Origin of the sequence: Bacillus sp. FSL W8-1202 (genome assembly GCF_038006165.1) — a bacterium.
GTDB lineage: Bacteria > Bacillota > Bacilli > Bacillales > Bacillaceae > Bacillus > Bacillus subtilis.
The window spans coordinates 24,384-45,398 of sequence record NZ_JBBOUR010000001.1 but is presented as its reverse complement, the minus strand read 5'-3'; the positions used below and the strand labels follow the sequence as shown (position 1 = coordinate 45,398).

The 21,015-nt window shown below is 43.9% G+C and carries 25 protein-coding genes; 18 read left to right on the top strand and 7 right to left on the bottom strand.

What is annotated here, in order from left to right; genetic code table 11:
- Positions 1-38 precede the first annotated feature (38 nt).
- Both kinB and patB read right to left on the bottom strand, forming a co-directional pair.
- The gene (gene kinB, locus NSQ09_RS00255; protein WP_341030276.1) at positions 39-1,325 is read right to left on the bottom strand and encodes a sporulation sensor histidine kinase KinB; all 1,287 of its coding nucleotides are present in this window, start codon (positions 1,323-1,325) and stop codon (positions 39-41) included.
- Between the two features lie 125 nt (positions 1,326-1,450).
- Positions 1,451-2,614, bottom strand: a complete 1,164-nt coding sequence (patB, locus tag NSQ09_RS00250) for a cystathionine beta-lyase PatB (protein WP_041052872.1) — start codon at positions 2,612-2,614, stop codon at positions 1,451-1,453.
- An 86-nt stretch (positions 2,615-2,700) separates the two neighbouring features.
- On the opposite strand from patB, the gene NSQ09_RS00245 reads away from it, so the two are divergent.
- Complete coding sequence (locus NSQ09_RS00245) at positions 2,701-2,961, top strand: YugE family protein (protein ID WP_032722422.1); 261 nt, start codon at positions 2,701-2,703, stop codon at positions 2,959-2,961.
- A 25-nt stretch (positions 2,962-2,986) separates the two neighbouring features.
- Here the strand turns inward: NSQ09_RS00245 and NSQ09_RS00240 are convergent, their stop codons facing one another.
- Positions 2,987-3,808, bottom strand: a complete 822-nt coding sequence (locus NSQ09_RS00240) for an alpha/beta fold hydrolase (protein WP_014480683.1) — start codon at positions 3,806-3,808, stop codon at positions 2,987-2,989.
- A 147-nt stretch (positions 3,809-3,955) separates the two neighbouring features.
- Here NSQ09_RS00240 and NSQ09_RS00235 point away from each other — a divergent pair, with 147 nt between their 5' ends.
- The 3 genes from NSQ09_RS00235 (at position 3,956) to yugI (ending at position 6,210) form a co-directional block, all read left to right on the top strand.
- Positions 3,956-4,456 carry an Lrp/AsnC family transcriptional regulator gene (locus tag NSQ09_RS00235; protein WP_009968070.1) on the top strand — a complete coding sequence of 167 codons (501 nt, stop codon included), beginning with the start codon at positions 3,956-3,958 and terminating at the stop codon, positions 4,454-4,456.
- Positions 4,457-5,617, top strand: a complete 1,161-nt coding sequence (locus tag NSQ09_RS00230; RefSeq protein WP_003228862.1) for an aminotransferase — start codon at positions 4,457-4,459, stop codon at positions 5,615-5,617.
- A gap of 200 nt (positions 5,618-5,817) precedes the next feature.
- Entirely contained in the window at positions 5,818-6,210 is a 393-nt protein-coding gene (yugI, locus tag NSQ09_RS00225) for a S1 domain-containing post-transcriptional regulator GSP13 (RefSeq protein WP_003228864.1), read from the top strand.
- A gap of 78 nt (positions 6,211-6,288) precedes the next feature.
- Here yugI and NSQ09_RS00220 read toward each other — a convergent pair whose 3' ends face one another.
- Positions 6,289-6,525 (bottom strand): DUF378 domain-containing protein, encoded by a 237-nt coding sequence (locus NSQ09_RS00220; protein ID WP_003220771.1) that lies wholly within the window; start codon positions 6,523-6,525, stop codon positions 6,289-6,291.
- A gap of 229 nt (positions 6,526-6,754) precedes the next feature.
- On the opposite strand from NSQ09_RS00220, the gene NSQ09_RS00215 reads away from it, so the two are divergent.
- From NSQ09_RS00215 to NSQ09_RS00195, 5 genes are all read left to right on the top strand, one after another.
- Positions 6,755-7,918: an iron-containing alcohol dehydrogenase gene (locus tag NSQ09_RS00215; RefSeq protein WP_017695513.1), complete on the top strand. Its 1,164-nt coding sequence runs from the start codon at positions 6,755-6,757 to the stop codon at positions 7,916-7,918.
- Positions 7,919-8,019: 101 nt separating this feature from the next.
- A complete protein-coding gene (locus NSQ09_RS00210; protein WP_003228872.1) occupies positions 8,020-9,192 on the top strand; it encodes an iron-containing alcohol dehydrogenase in 1,173 nt (390 codons plus the stop codon).
- A 111-nt stretch (positions 9,193-9,303) separates the two neighbouring features.
- Positions 9,304-10,656 carry a glucose-6-phosphate isomerase gene (locus NSQ09_RS00205; RefSeq protein WP_003243401.1) on the top strand — a complete coding sequence of 451 codons (1,353 nt, stop codon included), beginning with the start codon at positions 9,304-9,306 and terminating at the stop codon, positions 10,654-10,656.
- Positions 10,657-10,714: 58 nt separating this feature from the next.
- Positions 10,715-11,086, top strand: coding sequence for a hypothetical protein (locus NSQ09_RS00200; protein ID WP_080031058.1), 372 nt, complete (start codon positions 10,715-10,717; stop codon positions 11,084-11,086).
- Between the two features lie 59 nt (positions 11,087-11,145).
- Positions 11,146-11,550, top strand: a complete 405-nt coding sequence (locus NSQ09_RS00195; protein WP_272516017.1) for a YugN-like family protein — start codon at positions 11,146-11,148, stop codon at positions 11,548-11,550.
- On the opposite strand, the gene kbfO is transcribed toward NSQ09_RS00195, so the two are convergent.
- Positions 11,547-12,533 carry a potassium channel protein KbfO gene (gene kbfO, locus NSQ09_RS00190; RefSeq protein WP_341030264.1) on the bottom strand — a complete coding sequence of 329 codons (987 nt, stop codon included), beginning with the start codon at positions 12,531-12,533 and terminating at the stop codon, positions 11,547-11,549. The genes NSQ09_RS00195 and kbfO overlap by 4 nt on opposite strands.
- Positions 12,530-12,862: a biofilm formation protein MstX gene (gene mstX, locus NSQ09_RS00185; RefSeq protein WP_003228886.1), complete on the bottom strand. Its 333-nt coding sequence runs from the start codon at positions 12,860-12,862 to the stop codon at positions 12,530-12,532. Before mstX ends, kbfO begins: the two co-directional genes overlap by 4 nt.
- 46 nt (positions 12,863-12,908) lie before the next feature.
- Here mstX and NSQ09_RS00180 point away from each other — a divergent pair, with 46 nt between their 5' ends.
- The 8 genes from NSQ09_RS00180 (at position 12,909) to NSQ09_RS00145 (ending at position 18,040) form a co-directional block, all read left to right on the top strand.
- A complete protein-coding gene (locus NSQ09_RS00180; RefSeq protein ID WP_015483620.1) occupies positions 12,909-13,172 on the top strand; it encodes a membrane protein in 264 nt (87 codons plus the stop codon).
- A gap of 41 nt (positions 13,173-13,213) precedes the next feature.
- Positions 13,214-13,891 carry a zinc metallopeptidase gene (locus NSQ09_RS00175; protein WP_003228889.1) on the top strand — a complete coding sequence of 226 codons (678 nt, stop codon included), beginning with the start codon at positions 13,214-13,216 and terminating at the stop codon, positions 13,889-13,891.
- A 43-nt stretch (positions 13,892-13,934) separates the two neighbouring features.
- Positions 13,935-15,224 carry a hemolysin family protein gene (locus tag NSQ09_RS00170; protein WP_341030260.1) on the top strand — a complete coding sequence of 430 codons (1,290 nt, stop codon included), beginning with the start codon at positions 13,935-13,937 and terminating at the stop codon, positions 15,222-15,224.
- 126 nt (positions 15,225-15,350) lie between these two features.
- Positions 15,351-17,015, top strand: a complete 1,665-nt coding sequence (locus NSQ09_RS00165; protein WP_017695506.1) for a glycoside hydrolase family 13 protein — start codon at positions 15,351-15,353, stop codon at positions 17,013-17,015.
- 25 nt (positions 17,016-17,040) lie between these two features.
- A complete protein-coding gene (locus NSQ09_RS00160; RefSeq protein ID WP_003243642.1) occupies positions 17,041-17,175 on the top strand; it encodes a hypothetical protein in 135 nt (44 codons plus the stop codon).
- Positions 17,135-17,533: a secondary thiamine-phosphate synthase enzyme YjbQ gene (locus tag NSQ09_RS00155; RefSeq protein WP_003243483.1), complete on the top strand. Its 399-nt coding sequence runs from the start codon at positions 17,135-17,137 to the stop codon at positions 17,531-17,533. The genes NSQ09_RS00160 and NSQ09_RS00155 overlap by 41 nt, the downstream gene beginning before the upstream one ends.
- Before the next feature lie 23 nt (positions 17,534-17,556).
- Positions 17,557-17,694 (top strand): hypothetical protein, encoded by a 138-nt coding sequence (locus NSQ09_RS00150; RefSeq protein ID WP_157794908.1) that lies wholly within the window; start codon positions 17,557-17,559, stop codon positions 17,692-17,694.
- A gap of 91 nt (positions 17,695-17,785) precedes the next feature.
- The gene (locus NSQ09_RS00145) at positions 17,786-18,040 is read left to right on the top strand and encodes a hypothetical protein (protein WP_038828455.1); all 255 of its coding nucleotides are present in this window, start codon (positions 17,786-17,788) and stop codon (positions 18,038-18,040) included.
- Between the two features lie 13 nt (positions 18,041-18,053).
- Here the strand turns inward: NSQ09_RS00145 and NSQ09_RS00140 are convergent, their stop codons facing one another.
- A complete protein-coding gene (locus NSQ09_RS00140) occupies positions 18,054-18,791 on the bottom strand; it encodes a protein-glutamine gamma-glutamyltransferase (RefSeq protein WP_017695504.1) in 738 nt (245 codons plus the stop codon).
- A 157-nt stretch (positions 18,792-18,948) separates the two neighbouring features.
- Here NSQ09_RS00140 and mcpB point away from each other — a divergent pair, with 157 nt between their 5' ends.
- On the top strand, positions 18,949-20,937 hold the full coding sequence (gene mcpB / locus NSQ09_RS00135; protein ID WP_041054291.1) for a methyl-accepting chemotaxis protein McpB: 1,989 nt from the start codon (positions 18,949-18,951) through the stop codon (positions 20,935-20,937).
- The last annotated feature ends 78 nt before the right edge of the window (positions 20,938-21,015 follow it).

The window sequence follows — 21,015 nt, the reverse complement described above, 5'->3', positions numbered from 1 at the left end:
CACCTCGCATTCATTCTATTAAAGTTCCAATCGATTTGCTAGTGAGGAAGATCAGCGGGAAGCTTAATGGTCACCGTAGTGCCTTTTTGGAAGCTGCTGTTAAATGAAATGGTCCCGTGATGATGTTCAATAATGGAAAAGGTTACGTTGAGGCCGAGTCCCGTTCCGTTCGTTTTTAAGGAATAATAAGGTTCGCCGAGTTTTTGCATTTGATGGTCTGTCATCCCGACCCCATTGTCTGTGATGTTAATCATGATCGTATGGCCGTTTCTTTTGGCTGATATGTGGATCATCCCCTTCCCGTGAGGAACCGCTTCAATACTGTTTTTCATCAGGTTAATGACAGCCTGCTTCAGCTTTGTTGCGTCTCCGTATATCAAAAGGTCCGGTTCTGTTTCAGCCTCGACGGTTACTGACTTGTAATTGGCGTACGACACCATAAGGGAGCTTGTCTCTTTGATAAGGGCTGATAGGTCAAAAACCTCTTTTTCGTATAATTGCTGTTTGGCCATATCGAGATAGTTTGTAATAATGCCTTGCGCCCGGTCAAGCTCTGACAGTACAAGCTTTTTGTAATCCGCACTCGACTTGTTTTGTAGGGTTTCGTCATTAAAAAGCAGCTGGACAAACCCGCGGACAACTGTCAGCGGATTCCTGACCTCATGGGCGACGCTCGCTGCCAGTTCACTCACAATCGTCATTTTTTCAGAATGGATAAGCTGTGAGCGGAGGGCGATATTTTCGGCGATGCTTTCGATAATATAGATGCTTAATAGAAGAACACTGGAGCGGAAAAGCCCTGAGACTGCCGCCTCGTAAACGAAAATTCCTGATTTTTGAAAATTTAAAATATTCAAGGCGGATAGAATCCCGCTTGAGGCGAAAAATAGGAAAATCTCCACGCAGCTGATCAATAAAGACAGCAGCAGTTTTTTCGCTTTGGACATGAATGGCCATTTTTTCTGAAATAAGATTGGGATAATGATAAGAAAAGGCAGCAAAGTGAAAACAAACATTGCGGAAGGTTCGTAAAAAAGCAGTTCAAAACATAGGACAGATGCGGCGACTGTAAGTCCGGAAGCGGTACTAATGTAAAATAAACAAATGATAACGGGAATCATCTGAAGGCCGTATTGTATGTAGTCCATTTCATGAATCGGGAAAATAATGCATAAAACGGAGGCGCCGTAGGCGAAGAGCGTGACCAAACCGCTGTTTATTTTTGGCACAAGAATCGCAGGTTTTCCAAGCCAAAACACTTGGTAAAGAAGAATAGGAAACAAAATAAAGCAGATGTGCAGAAGATAGTCTTTTAGAATTTCCATTCGTGTAAAATCCTTTCATATAAAATATGAATCTATTATAACACTAAATATTAGAAGTAAAATATAAAATTCCTTTATTAAGAACGCCTTTACAAATGAAGACGTAAAGGCGTTTACAGCTATATTTACGATAATGCGGCTTTGATGCGGCGCAGGCCGTCCTGCAGGGTTGCAAGAGAGCATCCCGCGTTCAGGCGCATAAATCCTTCTCCGCCAGGCCCGTATTTCGTCCCGGGCTCTAAAATAACTTTTCCTTTTTTTAGCATTCTTTGCTGAAGCTCTGTATCGGACAAGCCGTAAGCGCTGAAGTCGAGCCAAATCAAGTATGATGCATCCGGCTTCATCATTTTGACCTTTGGCAGCTCGGTGCTCAAAAAGGCTTCCGCTTCGTTCATGTTTTTCTCAATGTAAGTGATCAATTCATCAAGCCACGGTCCGCCTTTTGAATACGCGGCTTCGATTGCAGTGACGGCAAACGCGTTCAGTCCGCCTAAACCATTGCGCTGAAGGCTTGCGGAAAACTTGGCGCGCTTCAGGCGATCCGGAATAATGATCGCTGAAGCCTGCAATCCGGCGATATTAAATGTTTTGCTTGGAGCAGCACATGTCACAGAAATATCAGCGAAATCGTCAGAGAGCGAAGCGAACGGCGTGTGTTTGTGTCCGTACAGCATTAAATCGGAATGGATTTCATCCGATACAACTGTTACGCCATGCTCAAGGCACAATTCGCCTAGCTTCAGTAAATCTTCCCGGCCCCATGAACGCCCAGAAGGGTTATGAGGATTGCATAAAATAAACAATGTAACGCTTGGGTCACGAAGCTTCGTCTCCAAATCTTCAAAATCCATTGCATATGCGCCTTCTTTTTCTAGCAGCGGATTATGTAAAATGTGCCGGCCGTTTTTCTCCACCATATGGTAAAAAGGCGTATAAACTGGAGGCTGAACAACTACTTGATCGCCCGGCTCCGTAAAAGCTTGTACCGCCATGCTCAAAGCCGTTACAACGCCGGGGCTGAATGTGATGCTTTCCGGATTCACCTTCCAGCCGTGCCTGTTTTGCATCCATCCGGACACAGCATCCCTCGTTTTTTGATCTGGAGTTGTATAACCAAAAATACCGTGGTCAAGACGCTCTTTTAACGCTTTAGTTATCGCTTCTGGCGCGCGAAAATCCATATCCGCCACCCACATCGGGAGTGCGTCTGTCACGCCAAATAATTCGCCTGTTTTGTCCCATTTGACCGATTGGGTGCCAAGGCGTTCTTCTCGTTTATCAAAGTTCATTCTGTTACCCCCTCATGTATGTTTATTCTTCTAAGCTTCACTATGATAAGATAGAACTGCAAATTTTATTATAAGCGGTGATGAATATGGAAGAAAGTCAAGCGGTCAGGGAAATGATTAAGATCATTGCCAAATGGGACCCGTTTAAATATGGAGAAGAGTTTTACGAAACGGAGGCTGTTGATGTCGTGCAGGCAGTCTATGATGAAGACGATCCCGACGTGCTGGCGAAAAGCATTCAGCAAATATTTGAAACTTCTTTTGAACAAACGCTGCCGATCGCCAGCTGCCGGGAAGTGGCTGGCCAGCTTTTATTCATTAAAAACAGCAGCTCCTGCACGCCTTAAAAAAACCGGTTCAGCACCGGTTTTTTTAATTGATAAAATCAGCAATGTGTTCAGAAACAAGTTCAGGCCGTTCTTCAGGCACCAGATGTCCGGTCTGGCCAAGTGAGTACAGCACGGAATTAGGCAAATCTGCGTGCAGCCGTTTACCGATCTCCATTGGGACAATTCGATCCTCCTCGCCCCAAATCAATAGAGCAGGCTTGTTCATTTTCTTCAATTGCTCGGGTTCTAAATCTCCTTCTCTGTGGCGGATAAACCTTGTCATGGCTTTGAAAATCTGCTCGTCCTGAAATGGTCTGCCATAGCCGTCGATCATCTCCTCATCAATCAGCGATTTGTCATGCACCACATTTAATAAATTTTTCATCACGCCTTCTTTCGAGAGCCAGCGTTTGATGTAAAGATGAAAATACGGGATATGGGTCCCGAAAATGATCGTCGGGTGTGAACGTTTTAAATACCCTGAACTGCAAAGCAGCACAACCTTTGAAAAAAGCTCAGGTTTTTGGAGAGCAGCAGACAGCGATATCTGTCCGCCCATAGAATGCCCGACAAGCACAGCCTGTTTCACTTGCAAGTGCTCCAAAATCCCAATGACAAGCTTAGCAAGGTTTTGATAGGTATAGATAAACGTTCTTGATTTTTCAGATTGGCCGAAAGGAGGCAAATCAAGCGCGATGATGTCGTACTTGTCCCGAAGGAGAGGGATTACTTTTCTGAAGCTGAATGCAGATGATAAAAAACCGTGTACGCAAACCAGCGTTTGCCTGCCGGGATTTTGATAATGTTCGTAGTATACATTGACTCCATCGACCGTAAACCGCCTTATTGGTGAAACCGCCTCCATTCTGTGTCACTCCCTTTTTTTGATGGTTGTATTATGCCCTGAAATTGTCAATTCTAGCGGAAGTTTCTCCTCGTTTTTTCTTAGCATTCGTCAAAAAACGTGATATAATGTCATGAGATTTCTTGACATTGCAAAGGTGTGAATCAAATGAAATTGACAGAAAAAGAAACAGAAATATTAGAAATTTTAGACGAAAACAGCCGCGCCGATTTAGAAACAATCGCAAAGATGGCGGGCATTCCTGTAAATGAAGTAAAAACAATTATTGACAAACTGGAGAAAGAAAAGGTTATTATCGATTATTCCGCTATGATTGATTGGCGAAAAGTAGACGGACATGAGGGCGTTACGGCCATGATCGACGTCAAAGTAACGCCGAAGCGGGGCGTCGGTTTTGATGAAGTGGCAGAACGGATTTACCGATTCCAAGAGGTTGAATCAGTTTACCTGATGTCAGGCGTATACGATTTGTCTGTCGTGATTCGCGGCAATTCAATGTCTGACGTAGCGCGTTTTGTTTCGGATAAACTGTCAACGCTTGATTCAGTTGTATCTACGACAACCCATTTTATCCTGAAAAAATACAAGCATGACGGCAAAGTGTTTGAAACAGGAGACGACGACAAAAGAATCGTGGTGTCACCGTAAATGACTTCGTATTTATCAGACTATGTACAACAAATAAAACCATCCGGCATCCGCAAATTCTTTGATTTGGCGGCAACGATGGAAGGCGTCATTTCTTTAGGCGTCGGCGAGCCTGACTTTGTCACCGCGTGGAATGTCCGCGAAGCAAGCATTCTCTCTCTTGAACAAGGATATACGTCATACACGGCCAATGCGGGTTTATACTCATTGCGGGAGGAAATCAGCCGTTATTTGAGCAACAGGTTTGACCTTAGCTACTCGCCAGATAATGAGCTGATTGTGACAGTGGGGGCAAGTCAGGCTTTGGATATTGCGATCCGCGCCATTGTGAATCCAGGTGAGGAAGTCATCATTCCTGAGCCGTGTTTTGTGGCGTACGATGCGCTTGTTTCTTTGGCAGGCGGTATCCCGGTTCACGTTCATACAACGGCAGACAAAGGATTTAAAGCAACGGCTGCTGATTTTGAAGCGGCAGTCACTGAAAAAACAAAGGCCATTCTCATCTGCTCACCATCGAATCCAACAGGTTCGGTTTATTCGAAGGAAGAGCTGAATGAGATTGCTGAGTTTGCCAAAAAACATGATGTCATCGTCTTAGCCGACGAGATCTACGCGGAGCTGACATATGATGAGGAATTTACAAGTATAGCGGCATTACCGGGAATGAAGGAACGGACGGTAGTCATCTCAGGCTTTTCAAAAGCATTTGCAATGACGGGCTGGAGGCTCGGTTTTGCCGCGGCACCATCCTTGCTTCGGGATGCCATGCTTAAAATTCATCAGTATGCGATGATGTGCGCGCCCGCAATGGCGCAGTTTGCCGCCCTTGAAGGCCTGAAGAACGGCATGGAAGACGTAGAAAAAATGAAAAAAAGCTATCGAAGAAGACGGAATCTGTTTGTAGAATCGCTCAATGAAATCGGTCTCAGCTGTCATCATCCGGGCGGCGCTTTCTATGCTTTTCCATCTATTAAAAGCACGGGAATGAGTTCAGAACAGTTTGCCGAGGAGCTTCTTACGCAGGAAAAAGTGGCCGTTGTTCCTGGAAGTGTGTTTGGTCCGAGCGGTGAGGGTTATATCCGTTGTTCATACGCAACCTCGATTGAACAGCTTCAAGAAGCGTTAGTCAGAATGAAACGCTTCCTGCACAAAACAACATAAAAAAAGATACGAACCTTTTGTTCGCATCCAATAAAAGGGGGGAATACTAGAAAGCCTTTGGTATTTTCAGTTTACCCCCTTTTTGCTGTGCATAAACCTGATTTTTTATAAAAAGTTTTCTTTGCGGAAATAAGACATGTGTGATATAATTTTAAATTGCGTATAAACAGATATTTAATTTAACTTAGGAGTTGTTACGAATGGCAGCAAAATTTGAAGTGGGCAGTGTTTACACTGGTAAAGTTACAGGATTACAAGCGTATGGTGCGTTTGTTGCATTAGATGAAGAAACTCAAGGTTTAGTACACATTTCTGAAGTGACTCACGGTTTCGTAAAAGATATCAACGAGCACCTTTCAGTTGGCGACGAAGTACAAGTAAAAGTACTTGCTGTTGATGAAGAAAAAGGCAAAATCAGCCTTTCAATTCGTGCGACACAAGCTGCGCCTGAGAAAAAAGAAAGCAAACCAAGAAAACCTAAAGCTGCTCAAGTAAGCGAAGAAGCTTCTACACCACAAGGTTTCAACACATTAAAAGATAAGCTTGAAGAGTGGATCGAAATGTCCAACCGCAAAGACCTTATCAAAAAATAAGTATGAAAAAAAGCACCGGACAGGAATGTTCGGTGCTTTTGATTTCATGCAAAATCCTATTTCAGCGTGATTGATATCCTATCGCATTTCAGGATTTGCTGCTTCTTCACGTGATCTTTCCTCGTTTGGCTTAAATAGCAGACCGAGGTTGATTAAGCCGGCGATTCCGACTAGTCCGTAAATGATTCGGGAAAGAGCTGACCCTTGGCCGCCGAAGATAGCCGCTACTAAGTCAAATTGGAAAAATCCGATCAGTCCCCAGTTAATGGCGCCAATGATGGTTAATACAAGACAAATTCTTTGAATGGTACTCATGTTTTGCAACCTCCTCCATGAATTATTAAAACAGTTATAGATTGTGACATATTGGAGAATCTATACATGCATTCTCCATATGAGGGAAGCTGGCCTGCCCTCGCTTATACCAGCTTCTTTCCCAGCATCTTGCAAAATAAAACCATCTGGTATGCTGACCGGTGAGAGCTGATTGCTTTACATGTGGTGAGGACATTCTGCATAATAAAAAATCTAAGGAGGAGATGTCATGCAAAACTTTACATACTGGAATCCGACCAAATTAATTTTCGGGCGCGGCGAAGTGGAAAGACTTCCGGAGGAACTCAAACCTTACGGAAAAAACGTATTGCTTGTGTACGGAGGCGGCAGCATTAAACGCAGCGGCCTGTATGATCAAGTGATTGAACAGCTGAATAAAGCCGGAGCGACCGTGCATGAATTAGCAGGTGTGGAACCGAATCCTCGTGTGTCAACTGTTAATAGAGGTGTTGCCATCTGTAAAGAACAAAACATTGATTTCTTGCTGGCTGTCGGAGGCGGAAGCGTAATCGACTGTACAAAAGCGATTGCCGCAGGAGCGAAGTATGATGGTGATGCGTGGGATATCGTTACGAAAAAGCATCAGCCAAAAGATGCTTTGCCATTCGGAACGGTATTGACTCTCGCTGCGACTGGTTCAGAAATGAACTCAGGATCTGTTATTACAAACTGGGAAACAAAAGAAAAATACGGCTGGGGCAGCCCGCTCGTATTCCCTAAATTCTCGATTCTTGATCCGGTGAATACATTTACCGTACCTAAAAACCACACGATCTACGGGATGGTTGACATGATGAGCCACGTATTCGAACAATACTTCCATCATGTATCAAACACGCCGTATCAGGACCGCATGTGTGAATCACTTCTGCGTACAGTCATTGAAACAGCACCTAAGCTGATTAATGATCTCGAAAATTACGAATTGCGTGAGACGATCCTGTACACAGGAACAATTGCATTAAACGGCATGCTTTCTATGGGTGCAAGAGGGGATTGGGCTACTCATAATATTGAACATGCAGTATCAGCCGTTTATGATATTCCGCATGCCGGCGGACTGGCGATTTTGTTCCCGAACTGGATGAGACACACATTGTCTGAAAACCCTGCCCGCATGAAACAGCTTGCAGTTCGCGTGTTTGATGTTGAAGAAGCAGGTAAAACAGATGAAGAAATCGCACTTGAAGGTATCGATAAGCTGTCCGCATTCTGGACAAGCCTTGGCGCTCCGAACCGTCTTGCTGATTATGATATTAATGATGAGCAGCTTGACACAATTGCTGACAAGGCAATGGCTAACGGTACATTCGGCCAATTTAAATCACTCAACAAAGAAGATGTGCTGTCAATTTTGAAAGCATCACTATAAAAAAGGGGAAATAGCCGTTTGGCTGCTTCCCTTTTTCTTTTTGTCAACTTATGTTACAATGGAAAATCTGTTTTTCACCAGCATCATTTGGAGGTTTTACTATGGAAAATTTCACTTATTATAATCCGACAAAGCTGATTTTTGGAAAAGGTCAGCTTGAACAATTAAGAAAAGAATTCAAACGATACGGCAAAAATGTACTGCTTGTTTACGGGGGCGGCAGCATTAAACGCAACGGCCTTTATGATCAAGTCACAGGCATTTTAAAAGAAGAGGGCGCTGTTGTTCATGAGCTGTCAGGTGTAGAGCCGAACCCGCGTCTTGCAACAGTGGAAAAAGGCATAGGCCTTTGCAGAGAGCATGACATTGATTTTCTGCTTGCTGTCGGCGGAGGCAGTGTGATTGACTGTACAAAGGCAATCGCAGCTGGCGTCAAATACGATGGCGACGCTTGGGATATTTTCAGCAAAAAAGTAACAGCGGAGGATGCGCTGCCGTTTGGCACTGTTTTAACGCTTGCTGCAACAGGCTCTGAAATGAACCCTGATTCCGTGATTACAAACTGGGAAACAAACGAGAAATTTGTATGGGGCAGCAATGTCACTCATCCGCGTTTCTCTATTTTAGACCCTGAAAATACGTTCACGGTTCCGGAAAATCAAACAGTATACGGCATGGTTGACATGATGAGCCACGTATTCGAACAATACTTCCATAATGTTGAAAATACGCCGCTTCAGGATAGAATGTGCTTTGCTGTTTTGCAGACGGTCATCGAAACAGCTCCTAAGCTTCTTGAAGATCTGGAAAACTACGAGCTTCGTGAAACGATTTTGTATGCTGGTACAATCGCTTTAAACGGCACGCTCCAAATGGGCTACTTTGGTGACTGGGCTTCTCATACAATGGAACACGCCGTTTCAGCTGTGTATGATATTCCGCACGCGGGCGGTTTGGCGATACTGTTCCCGAACTGGATGAGATATACTCTTGATACAAATGTAGGCCGCTTCAAAAACCTCATGCTCAACATGTTTGACATTGATACTGAAGGCAAAACAGATAAAGAAATTGCGCTTGAAGGAATCGATAAACTATCTGCGTTCTGGACAAGCCTCGGTGCGCCTTCTCGTCTTGCTGATTACAATATTGGAGAAGAAAAACTTGAGCTGATTGCTGATATCGCAGCCAAGGAAATGGAACACGGCGGCTTCGGCAACTTCCAAAAACTGAACAAAGATGACGTGCTTGCCATCCTTCGCGCGTCTCTATAAACTCAAAGGGCGGAATCCAGTCATTCCGCCCTTTCTTCTTGACTTGATTTCACAGATAAGTTCATATAAAGTGAAAGATGAAAACATTATACCGTTATGGAGGGACAAGCAATGACGCATGTACGCTTTGACTACTCAAAAGCGTTGACTTTCTTCAACGAACATGAACTTACATATCTGCGGGACTTTGTAAAAACAGCACACCATAATATCCATGAAAAAACAGGCGCGGGCAGCGATTTTCTAGGCTGGGTGGACCTCCCTGAACATTATGATAAAGAAGAATTCGCGCGCATCAAAAAAAGCGCGGAAAAAATCAAATCTGACTCTGATGTCTTGCTTGTTGTCGGCATTGGCGGTTCTTATCTTGGAGCGCGGGCAGCGATTGAAGCGCTGAATCACGCGTTTTATAACACTTTGCCAAAAGCAAAACGCGGCAATCCGCAAGTCATTTTTATCGGGAACAACATCAGTTCATCTTATATGAGAGACGTCATGGATCTTCTTGAAGATGTTGACTTCTCTATTAATGTGATTTCTAAATCAGGTACGACAACTGAACCTGCAATCGCTTTCCGTATTTTCCGCAAGCTTCTTGAAGAGAAATACGGTAAAGAAGAAGCGAAAGCGCGGATTTATGCAACAACTGATAAAGAGCGCGGCGCATTAAAAACGCTTTCTAACGAAGAAGGCTTCGAATCATTTGTTATTCCTGACGATGTCGGCGGCCGTTATTCAGTTTTAACAGCTGTAGGTCTCTTGCCGATTGCTGTCAGCGGCGTCAACATTGATGACATGATGAAAGGCGCCCTGGATGCGAGCAAAGATTTTGCAACATCTGAACTGGAAGATAACCCAGCATACCAATATGCGGTTGTTCGCAATGTCCTTTATAATAAGGGCAAAACAATTGAAATGCTCATCAACTACGAACCGGCGCTTCAATACTTTGCGGAATGGTGGAAGCAGCTGTTCGGAGAAAGCGAAGGGAAAGATGAGAAGGGCATTTATCCTTCTTCAGCGAACTATTCAACAGACCTTCATTCTTTAGGCCAGTATGTACAAGAAGGCCGCAGAGATTTATTCGAAACGGTCCTGAACGTAGAGAAACCTAAACATGAACTGACAATTGAGGAAGCGGATAACGATCTTGACGGCTTGAACTATTTAGCAGGTAAAACTGTTGATTTCGTTAACAAAAAAGCATTCCAAGGCACGATGCTTGCCCATACAGACGGAAATGTTCCGAACTTAATCGTTAACATTCCTGAGCTGAATGCATATACTTTTGGATACCTTGTATATTTCTTCGAAAAAGCCTGCGCGATGAGCGGTTACCTCCTTGGCGTCAATCCGTTTGACCAGCCTGGTGTAGAAGCGTATAAAGTCAATATGTTTGCGTTACTCGGCAAACCTGGCTTTGAAGAGAAAAAAGCAGAGCTTGAAAAACGTCTGGAAGATTAATGTGAGAAAGCTGACTGGCATTTGCCGGTCGGCTTTTTATAAAATCAGAAAGGTGCTGATGTTCATGAAACAATTGGTTAAACATCTCATCATTGCCGGTTTTTCTGCAGCTGTTTTAAGTTTCCTTATCTCCTTTGATGCCGTGTATACAGAGTTTTCTTCAAGCTTTGACGGCACGCTGTCACATGTTTTCATCCACGCCTTTCTTCTCATTGGTTTGCCGCTTGCCCTTTTTACCGATGCGGTACATCGGATTTTGCATTTAAAACGAACCCATACTCTTTTCACTAAATTAGGACTCTATGCAACGGTTGTTTATGTGTCTTGGGATTCAGCTGCATGGCTTGCAGCGGCAATGGCTGTTTACTTCTTAATTGAATGCGCTTTCTTTTCTGCTGGCCGCGCGAAAGAAACAACGATTTCCATGTAGGCGCCTCTGAATGAAGTCTTGTTCGGCGGGACAGGATAAGTGAAAAAAGGGGCATTCTGATGATACCAATACCTTCCGCGATAGATGGGCAGTTTTTTCTGCTTCAAGAACTGGAACAAGTGATGAAGCCGCTCGGTTATGTGGTAAATGGCGGCTGGGAATACCATCATGGCTACTTTGATTATAAAATTGATGATAGAGACGGCTATTTATTTTTAAGAGTTCCTGTCAATGCGGTACAGGGCAGTCTCGATGAACGTGGGGCGGCCGTCCGGATCGGAACGCCGTTTATGCTGAGGCAGGTGCTTCAGACTGATGTTGATGATCAAGCCGAGGGAGGGCCTTTCCAATCACTGTTTAATCAATTTTCCGAACCGGAAAGGCGGGACGCGGAAATTGATCCGGCATTTTTGGATATCGGCGCCTCTCTCGTGAAAGAATTGGAGGATGTTCTGTTACACTAGATGGCAAGGAATTGGTCTGTTTCGAGCACCTTGTATGTAAGAGGAGGGGAAATCATCGGCCCCTCCTCTTTTTGTACGCCTATAATTGTTGTGTTGTGATCAAGGAAATAGAGAACACAGGTTTTGTAAGCCGCTCCCTTTAGTTCGTCAGGAACAGCAAGAAGCTCCACATGCTGATCAAGTGTCAGCTTGATTCCGTTCTGCTGTTTAGGCGGCCGTAACTTGACTTGGTAATGCTGCAGCATCGCCCGGCTGATAAATTCCGAAGTTCCGATGATTTGGTTTGCGCCTGCCCGCTCCGCATTGGTGACAAAACGGTCAGTCAAAATCTCGACGATGCAGTAAGCAAGGGGATTAAGCCCTTTAACAGATAAAAGAGTCAGCACTGACAGCATATCAGCATCAGTTTCACTTTTATACTGATCGGCAGTAATCATCACTGATTCCGCTTCAGTAATATTGGCCCGTTTCAGTGTCCCATCATCGGCAGCGTGCCCGCGTATGAAATGAACGTTTTCAATAAGCGGGCCTTCTGTTAAGGATTCATCGATTAGTACGACTGTTTTGGAAGGGGCGGCAAGCTGAAGGTCCTTCAAAAGCCGGTTTGTTTTTTCATTCCACCCGATCAGAATGATGTGGTCCCGGCCTTTGTAAGCAACTTTTCCTTCGATGTAGCGATGCTGTCTGCTGAATGCGGCCGCTGATAACGTAGCGAAATATGCTGTGACAAAGCTTGCTCCGCTCAAAATCAGCAGTATTCCGGCTGCCTGTCCCAGCGGCGTGTGCGGCACATAGTCTCCATAACCGACTGTCGAAACCGTAACGACAGCCCACCAAATGCCTTCGAATACCGAAGTGAACTGCTTAGGCTCAAGTATATAAATGATTTGGCCGAACAAAAGAATCAGACATAAAATAATAACCCCGATTCGGATAAATAACGGCCACATGAGCCATGAAATAAATATCCGATTTGATTTCATTCTTTTTCTCCTTCTTCAGATACTGAGATGGATAAAATCTGTTTAATAATTGTATTTAATTTTTCATTTAGCTTTTCCTGGCCGTACATATCTCGGGCCTGCTTCATTAACTCGGCTGTATCATCATCAAGCTGAATAAGCGGTTCATCAATTTCCGATTCATTATAAAGCTGGATAAACGCGTCCAGTCCTTCATTCATTCGGTCGATTGCTGTGCTCAGCTGTTCCTTTTCCTCACTCGTCACTTTCATAGCTTCCATCACACCCGTGCTTTTTTCTAACAGTATGTCCCACTTCCGGTGATGTTTTTCAAAAAATGTACAAAACATATAAAACCGGATTTCTCCATAAACTAAAACAAAAAGGATGAAAAAGATGACGATCTTTCAAAGAACGATCGTGGTTTTGATCGGTACGCAGCTGGCGGCATCCGCGGTGATTTTGTTTATTTTCGATTTGAATTCATATAATCACTTTTCCGGCAGCTTCTCCTGGCTTCATTTTCTGAAAGAACTGGCCGGCAGTTTCGCCTTTTATTTGTTTTCAGCAGGCCTGTTCTTTTTGCTGATTGGATTGTGTGCTCCAAGCCGGAAGAAAAAGCGCATTTCTGTACACGGGAAAGAAAACTCATTAAAATAATCGTAATAGAGAAATGATCATGGAAAAAGGATGATGAAAAAATGCTGTTTATATTTTTAACAATAGCCGCATTGGGATTGTCGTTTTGGGCACAATTTAAAGTAAAGAGCAACTTTGAAAAATATTCAAAAGTGGAAGCCTCAAGCGGACGTACAGGGGCAGAAACGGCAAGACGGATTTTAGATATAAACGGTCTTTACGACGTGCCGGTCGAACCGGTAAGAGGCACTTTAACAGACCATTACGACCCGACAAGACGGGTGGTGCGTTTATCTGAGCCGGTCTATTACGGCCGCTCAATTTCCGCCATATCCGTAGCTTCCCATGAAGTCGGACATGCCTTGCAGCATCAGGAGTCATATGGTGCGCTTGTGCTGAGACATAAAATCTTCCCAGTCGTGAATTTTGCATCCGGTGTAGCTCCTTTGCTTTTCTTAGGAGGCATGCTTCTCGGCAGCCTGAATTTGATCGGGCTTGGCATCATACTGTTTTCAGCGGCTGTCTTTTTCCAGCTGATTACATTGCCTGTCGAATTCAATGCAAGTTCACGTGCGAAGCAGATTATTGTGTCAGAAGGATTCATCCGAAACAATGAAGAAAATGGGGTAAATAAAGTGCTGAGTGCTGCTGCCTTAACGTATGTGGCCGCCGCTCTGGTTTCCCTGTTTGAACTACTTCGTTTTGTGATGATTTTCTTAAACGGTCGTGATGAGAATTAACGTTAAGGAGGTGGCCCCTTACCATTTATGGTAAGGGCTTTTTTTGCTTATTTTACAATTGATCGCCATTTTTGTTTTGATTGGCATTACGGCTGTTTTCGTTGCAGCGGAATTTGCGATCGTCAAAATCAGAGGTTCAAAAATCAATCAGCTCATCGAAAGCGGTGACAGCCGAGCACTAGCCGCACATAAAATCATCTCCAATCTTGACGAGTATTTATCAGCCTGCCAGCTCGGGATTACGATTACAGCCCTCGGCCTTGGATGGCTTGGTGAACCTACATTTGAACGTTTTCTTCATCCCTTATTTACAATGACAGGCATGCCGGAACCGTTTAACCGCATTGTCACATTTGTAGTTGCATTTATCATCGTCACTTTTTTGCATGTGGTGATGGGGGAGCTTGCCCCGAAAACGGTTTCTATTCAAAAAGCTGAAGCTGTAAGCTTATGGATTGCAAAGCCGCTGATCTGGTTTTATAAAATCACGTACCCGTTTATTAAAGCATTAAACGGCTCTGCAAGCTTTCTTGTGAAATTGTTTGGCTTTCATTCAGTAAAGGAGCATGAGGTTGTCATCAGCGAGGAGGAACTAAGACTGATCCTTTCTGAAAGCTATGAAAAGGGAGAAATCAATCAGTCGGAATTCCGCTATGTAAATAAGATTTTTGAATTTGACAACCGGGTAGCGAGAGAGATTATGATTCCGCGGACAGAAATTGCGGTTATCTCTCTGGAGCAGTCGCTTGAAGAGGCGATTCATCACATCATTAATGAACGGTATACGCGCTACCCTGTCATCAAAGATGACAAGGATCATATTTTAGGGATCATCAACAGCAAAGATATGTTTAAAGCTTATTTTCTCGGCCAGCCGATAAAGCTGAATCAAATCATGAGGCCCGTTATCAGAGTCATTGAAAGCATTCCTGTTCAGCAGCTTTTAATCCGCATGCAGAAGGAGCGGATTCACATGGCGATTCTCGTAGATGAATACGGGGGAACGGCGGGGCTTGTCACTGTAGAGGATATTATCGAGGAAATCGTCGGGGAAATCCGAGACGAGTATGATCAGGATGAAACACCGCACATCCTGAAAAAGGGCGAGCACCATTATGTGATGGATGGAAAAGCGCTAATAGACGAAGTGAATGACCTTCTCGACATTGCGATTGAAAATGAAGACATTGATACGATTGCAGGCTGGCTTCTAACGCAAAAAATGGAGCTGAAAGCAGGGGACATCATACACGCGGAGGGCTGTGAATTTAAAATCCTCGACGCCGAAGATCATCACATCCGTTTTGTAGAAATTAAAAAAACTGATTTTTGATAAAAAACAGCCGGGGAACAAACGGCTGTTTTTTGTGTCATCAAGTCATTTCTTAAAAAGCAATGCTGTAAAGCCTTTTTTCTACATAGGATATATAAGACCGGTACACTGGGAAGGAGTGGCTGTATGAAAAAGGCTTGGTGGAAGGAAGCCGTTGTTTACCAAATTTACCCCCGCAGTTTTAAAGATTCAAATGGCGACGGAATCGGGGATATTCAAGGAATCAGATCCAAGCTTTCTTACATAAAAGAGCTGGGCGCTGACGTCATATGGATTTGTCCGCTGTATGATTCACCGAATGCCGATAATGGCTATGATATCCGGGATTATCAAAACATATTAAGCGAGTTTGGCACCATGGAAGATTTTGATGAACTGCTTGGTGACATTCATGATCTGGGGATGAAGCTGATTATGGATCTCGTTGTGAACCACACAAGCGACGAACATCCATGGTTCATAGAATCCCGTTCATCCATACACTCGGAAAAGCGCGACTGGTATATTTGGAAAGACGGCAAAAACGGAAAAGCGCCCAACAATTGGGAAAGCATTTTCGGCGGGCCGGCTTGGGAGTATGATCAAAAGACAAGCCAGTATTATCTGCACCTTTTTGATAAAAAACAGCCTGATTTGAATTGGGAAAATGAACAGGTGAGGAATGCCGTTTATGACATGATCAATTGGTGGCTTGATAAAGGAATTGACGGATTTCGGGTGGATGCCATTACGCATATTAAGAAAAAAGAAGGGCTTCCCGACATGCCGAATCCAAAGGGATTGGACTATGTCCCTTCCTTTCCTTATCATATGAATGCTGACGGCATTATGGATTTGTTAACAGAGCTGAAGGAAAACACATTTTCCCGCTATCCGATTATGACAGTTGGTGAAGCAAACGGCGTCGCTGCAAAAGAAGCAGCTGATTGGGCTGGAGAAAAAAACGGCATATTCAGCATGATTTTTCAATTTGAGCATCTCGGCCTGTGGGATGTAGAGATCAATGAAAGTATTGATATCGTTGCATTTAAACGAATTTTAACTGACTGGCAGGACAGTCTGGAAGGGATCGGCTGGAATGCTTTGTTTATGGAGAATCACGACCAGCCCCGTTCAGTTTCTGTGTGGGGAGACGACGGAGTGTACCTGAAAGAAAGTGCAAAAGCGCTTTCCGCTGTTTATTTTCTCATGAAAGGCACACCGTTTATTTATCAGGGACAGGAACTCGGGATGACGAACGTGGCTTTTCCCTCTATTGAGGACTATGATGATGTCGCAATGAAACGCCTGTATGAAACAAAAACAGCGAAAGGCACATCACACGAGGATGTGATGAAGATTGTCTGGAAAAAGGGAAGAGACAATTCAAGAACGCCGATGCAATGGAATGCAGGTCCATACGCCGGATTTTCTGAGGCCAAACCGTGGATCGGAATCAATGAGAATTACAAATGGCTGAATGCCGAGGCGCAAAAAAACGATAAAACATCCGTTTACCATTTTTACAAAAGCTTGATCAAGCTGCGCCAAACATATGATGTTTTTATTAACGGGACATACGAGCTCATTTTACCGGAAGATCAGCAAATCTTTGCATATCTTCGGAAAAACGAGAGCCATACTGCACTGATTGCGGCCAATCTGACAGGAACACCGGCGTTGTTCAGGCACTCTGGATTGCCATTGTCATCAGATGCACTCGTCTTGTCAAATATTGAAACAGAGCCGCACAAGCATATGACATCAGTACTCTTAAAGCCGTATGAAGCAAGAATATATCTATGGTGCTAAACTCCAGCCTTAGACTGGAGTTTTTTTGTTTTATCGGGTTTATGAGAGCGGTTTAACAGGAAAAAAAAGAACACAGAACGAATTAAGCGATGAGAGCGGACAAACGAAAGGAGAAACAAATGCTGAAAACACTGCAAATCAAAACAACCAAACGAGATGAAATGATTGATATCACCCGGGAGGTGGAAGCGTTTCTTCAAGAAACAGGTATAACGAGCGGCGCAGCGCTGATTTACTGTCCGCATACGACTGCGGGCATTACAATTAATGAAAATGCCGATCCGGACGTCAAAAAAGATATGCTCAGAAGGTTTGATGAGGTATATCCGTGGGAACATGAGCTGGACCGCCATATGGAGGGCAATACAGCTGCACACATGAAGTCGAGTACAGTCGGAGCTTCACAGCATGTCATTGTGGAAAACGGCCGGCTCATTCTTGGAACTTGGCAGGGCATTTATTTCTGCGAATTTGACGGCCCTCGCACCCGGACATGCTATATCAAAATGATGGGATAATAGGCTGTTTTTTTGACAAAAGCATGATCGCTGAACAAACGCCGATAGCCGGAGGGCTTGTCACACCCGCCCCGGCTGCCGCTTTATCGAATGAAGGCGCGCTTGGCATTCGGCTATCTCAGTCAAGACATGCTCAAAAAGCTAATCCATATGCGAAATAAAAAGGAAAGCCTTGCATGAGGGATAGTCAATCAATGGATGTAAACGTACCGAGCTTTGCCGAACGTAACTTGATAAACTGAGGTGACAGATATGAACATTCTTCAATATTCTTATAAAAAAAGAGGGAAAATTGAGTTTGTATTTGAAGGCTGGCCTCACTCAAAAGTTACAATGGTTCCTATCAAAGGCTACTATTTTGTCCGCTTTATCAAATGGAGCAGCCAGGATCCAATCGTGACAAGAAATGACCTTGAAAAAATGGAGTGGGCTGTGAACCAATATTTCGGCACAGCCCCTTTCTATCGAAAACGAAAGGCATTTGAAACCCCATCGTCCGGAAAATAGGCGATGGGGCTTTTTAGCGGACGATGCGGAAAAGAGACGGAACATCCAGTCTGGTCGCCTGAGACAGAAGGTAGGCTGACTGTAAGGCTCCTTTTTTCCTAAAAGAATTCAGCTTATCAATAATTTGCTGTCCGTTTAAGATTCCAAGACCATGGGCAAAATATTTATCCTCCCCCAGTAAAATCACATTTTCGCCTCTCCATTGCGCCTTTTGCGGATCAAATTCAGGATTCTTAAAATACAAACAATCTCCAAGGAAAAAGTGGGGTCCTGTTTCCGTATATATCGGCAATTTCTCATAATGCCAGTCATATAAAATAATTCTGTCAAAGCTGGCATTGAATTTATCTTCTCCGATTGTATCGATTAAAGCCAAGTAATAAATGATAACGATTGCGGTTGCGCATTCAAACGCATAAAACGGGCCGTTCTCAGCAATGTCACGAATCGCTTTTGAAGGCGGCATTCTGTATTTCAGCTCCAAGGCGCCCTCCGGTGAAACCCTCCAATACGTTGTATTCCCGTATGTTTTTAAAAAAGTGGCAAACTTCGCCCCGCTTTTGTGCAGCGTCTTTGCCGCTGCTACAATATTCATCCGCAGTTTAAGCTCAAACATCAGTTCAGCAATTGAATGATAATCAAACTGAACAGGCGTCTCAATCATCTCTTTTAACAGCGGATTCAGATTTTGATCAATCTGCCAATTTTCAATATCCTGGGGACGGAGCAATTGTCCTGATACAATAATCATGTTTAGCCCCCCTTGTTTTTTATAGGATATGCAAAGAGCTTGGGCAATGAAAGTTAAAAAGGCAGAAGACAGCCAAAAAGAACTTCTTCCATTTTTTATTTTAAAACTTTTTTAAGCAGCCGATATATACTGTATCAAACCTGAAGGAGCAAGTGACATGAAGACTTTTATCAATTGGCTGAAGAAACCGTCTATTTCAAAGAAATTAATCGTCTCATTTATTGCGATTCTCATTATCCCTATTCTTATATTAGAATTTAGCTCTTACCGAAGCGCCAGCGGAAAGCTGGATCAGGAAATTATGGGAAATGCGAAAAACAGTGTCGATACATTTAATACAACCGTTACAAATGATCTGAGAGAAAAAGCGAAAGCAGTTACCTTTTTCAGTGAATCTCTTAAAAGATCCGCATTCAAAGGAAAATCGAATCAAGAAGAGATCAAAGCTAAATTTTCTCAATATGTATCTATTAATCAAGGCGTAGCCAGAATTTATGGAGGCGCAGATAACGGCACTTACGTACAAGCGCCTAAAGAGAAATTGCCGGACGGATACGACCCTAGACAACGCCCTTGGTACCAGGATGCGATGAAGGCCGGCGGTGAAATTGTCGTGACAGATCCTTACGTGGCTGCGAGTGACGGAAGCATGGTCATTACCATTGCACAGGAGCTGAAAGACGGATCTGGCGTTGTCGCCATGGATATTACCATTGATAAATTGTTAGAACAAATGAAACAAATCAAGGTCGGAAAAGAAGGTTATGCTTTCATTGCAACAAAAAACAAAACCTATGTCGCCCACAAGAACCATAAGGCTGGAGAAAAGCTTTCAGGCGACTGGGTAGCCAAAATGTATGCGAATGACAGCGGTGAACTCCAGTATACTCTTAATAACGAAGATAAAAAGATGACCTATACTACAAACGAACTGACTGGTTGGAAAATAGCCGGCACAATGTATATGGATGAAATTAAGGATGCCTCAAAGTCTGTGCTGACAACAGGAATGATTGTGCTGATTGCTTCCATTGTGGCAGGCGGAATTTTAATTCTGTTTATCGTTCGTTCGATTACAAAACCGTTAAAACGTCTTGTTCAATCATCGAAAACGATCAGCAGGGGGGATCTGACCGAAACGATCGAAATCCATTCAAAGGATGAGCTTGGGGAGCTTGGGGAAAGCTTCAATGAAATGGGACAATCTCTCCGCTCGCTGATCAGCGCTATTCAGGACTCGGTGAACAATGTGGCCGCATCTTCCGAACAGCTTACCGCATCTGCCGGGCAGACGAGTAAAGCCACCGAGCATATTACGATGGCGATTGAGCAGTTCTCAAACGGAAACGAGGAGCAAAGCGAAAAGGTTGAATCCAGCTCTCATCAGCTGAACTTAATGAATGAAGGACTCCAGCAAGTCTCACAAACATCGTCAGATATTACAAAGGCATCTATCCAATCAACGGAAATCGCCGGAACGGGTGAGAAGTTTGTGCAGCAGACAGTCGGACAAATGAACTCGATTAATCAATCTGTTCAGCAGGCTGAAGCTGTTGTCAAAGGCTTAGAAGGAAAATCAAAAGACATCACAAGCATTTTGAGAGTCATCAACGGAATCGCTGACCAAACAAATCTGCTTGCACTAAATGCAGCCATTGAAGCGGCGCGTGCCGGAGAGTCAGGACGCGGCTTCTCTGTCGTAGCGGAGGAAGTGCGCAAGCTGGCTGTCCAATCAGCTGATTCAGCGAAAGAAATCGAAAAGCTGATCCAAGAAATCGTCGCAGAAATCGACACCTCTCTTCACATGTTTAAAGAGGTCAATCAGGAAGTACAGTCCGGACTTGTTGTCACAGACAATACAAAAGAAAGCTTCCAGAGCATTTTCAGCATGACAAACGAAATCGCGGGCAAGCTGCAGACGATGAATTCCACCGTCGAGCAGCTGTCAGACCGTTCACAGCATGTTTCAGCAGCAGTCAGCGGCATTGCAGACGTGTCGAAAGAAAGCTCGGCTAGCATCCAGGACATTGCCGCATCAGCTGAAGAACAGCTTGCTTCCATGGAAGAAATCAGTTCCTCAGCGACCACTCTTGCGCAGATGGCAGAAGAGCTTCGTGATCTGACGAAACAATTTAAAATCGAGTAAAAACCGAAAAACAGCGCTATCAAAGCGCTGTTTTTTATATGGTAAACAATAATAAAGGCCTAGTTTAACCGGTGAATT

Bases quoted from the DNA above. Each gene is read 5' to 3' on its own strand.
- NSQ09_RS00230 (WP_003228862.1), top strand. From the start codon at position 4,457: ATGACTTCGTATTTATCAGACTATGTACAACAAATAAAACCATCCGGC.
- NSQ09_RS00195 (WP_272516017.1), top strand. From the start codon at position 11,146: ATGATACCAATACCTTCCGCGATAGATGGGCAGTTTTTTCTGCTTCAA.
- NSQ09_RS00165 (WP_017695506.1), top strand. From the start codon at position 15,351: ATGAAAAAGGCTTGGTGGAAGGAAGCCGTTGTTTACCAAATTTACCCC.
- kinB (WP_341030276.1), bottom strand. From the start codon at position 1,325: ATGGAAATTCTAAAAGACTATCTTCTGCACATCTGCTTTATTTTGTTT.
- NSQ09_RS00150 (WP_157794908.1), top strand. From the start codon at position 17,557: ATGATCGCTGAACAAACGCCGATAGCCGGAGGGCTTGTCACACCCGCC.
- NSQ09_RS00245 (WP_032722422.1), top strand. From the start codon at position 2,701: ATGGAAGAAAGTCAAGCGGTCAGGGAAATGATTAAGATCATTGCCAAA.
- patB (WP_041052872.1), bottom strand. From the start codon at position 2,614: ATGAACTTTGATAAACGAGAAGAACGCCTTGGCACCCAATCGGTCAAA.
- NSQ09_RS00145 (WP_038828455.1), top strand. From the start codon at position 17,786: ATGAACATTCTTCAATATTCTTATAAAAAAAGAGGGAAAATTGAGTTT.
- NSQ09_RS00140 (WP_017695504.1), bottom strand. From the start codon at position 18,791: ATGATTATTGTATCAGGACAATTGCTCCGTCCCCAGGATATTGAAAAT.
- NSQ09_RS00205 (WP_003243401.1), top strand. From the start codon at position 9,304: ATGACGCATGTACGCTTTGACTACTCAAAAGCGTTGACTTTCTTCAAC.
- NSQ09_RS00175 (WP_003228889.1), top strand. From the start codon at position 13,214: ATGCTGTTTATATTTTTAACAATAGCCGCATTGGGATTGTCGTTTTGG.
- NSQ09_RS00200 (WP_080031058.1), top strand. From the start codon at position 10,715: ATGTTCATGAAACAATTGGTTAAACATCTCATCATTGCCGGTTTTTCT.
- NSQ09_RS00235 (WP_009968070.1), top strand. From the start codon at position 3,956: ATGAAATTGACAGAAAAAGAAACAGAAATATTAGAAATTTTAGACGAA.
- NSQ09_RS00240 (WP_014480683.1), bottom strand. From the start codon at position 3,808: ATGGAGGCGGTTTCACCAATAAGGCGGTTTACGGTCGATGGAGTCAAT.
- yugI (WP_003228864.1), top strand. From the start codon at position 5,818: ATGGCAGCAAAATTTGAAGTGGGCAGTGTTTACACTGGTAAAGTTACA.
- mstX (WP_003228886.1), bottom strand. From the start codon at position 12,862: ATGTTTTGTACATTTTTTGAAAAACATCACCGGAAGTGGGACATACTG.
- mcpB (WP_041054291.1), top strand. From the start codon at position 18,949: ATGAAGACTTTTATCAATTGGCTGAAGAAACCGTCTATTTCAAAGAAA.
- kbfO (WP_341030264.1), bottom strand. From the start codon at position 12,533: ATGAAATCAAATCGGATATTTATTTCATGGCTCATGTGGCCGTTATTT.
- NSQ09_RS00215 (WP_017695513.1), top strand. From the start codon at position 6,755: ATGCAAAACTTTACATACTGGAATCCGACCAAATTAATTTTCGGGCGC.
- NSQ09_RS00210 (WP_003228872.1), top strand. From the start codon at position 8,020: ATGGAAAATTTCACTTATTATAATCCGACAAAGCTGATTTTTGGAAAA.
- NSQ09_RS00220 (WP_003220771.1), bottom strand. From the start codon at position 6,525: ATGAGTACCATTCAAAGAATTTGTCTTGTATTAACCATCATTGGCGCC.
- NSQ09_RS00180 (WP_015483620.1), top strand. From the start codon at position 12,909: ATGACGATCTTTCAAAGAACGATCGTGGTTTTGATCGGTACGCAGCTG.
- NSQ09_RS00155 (WP_003243483.1), top strand. From the start codon at position 17,135: ATGCTGAAAACACTGCAAATCAAAACAACCAAACGAGATGAAATGATT.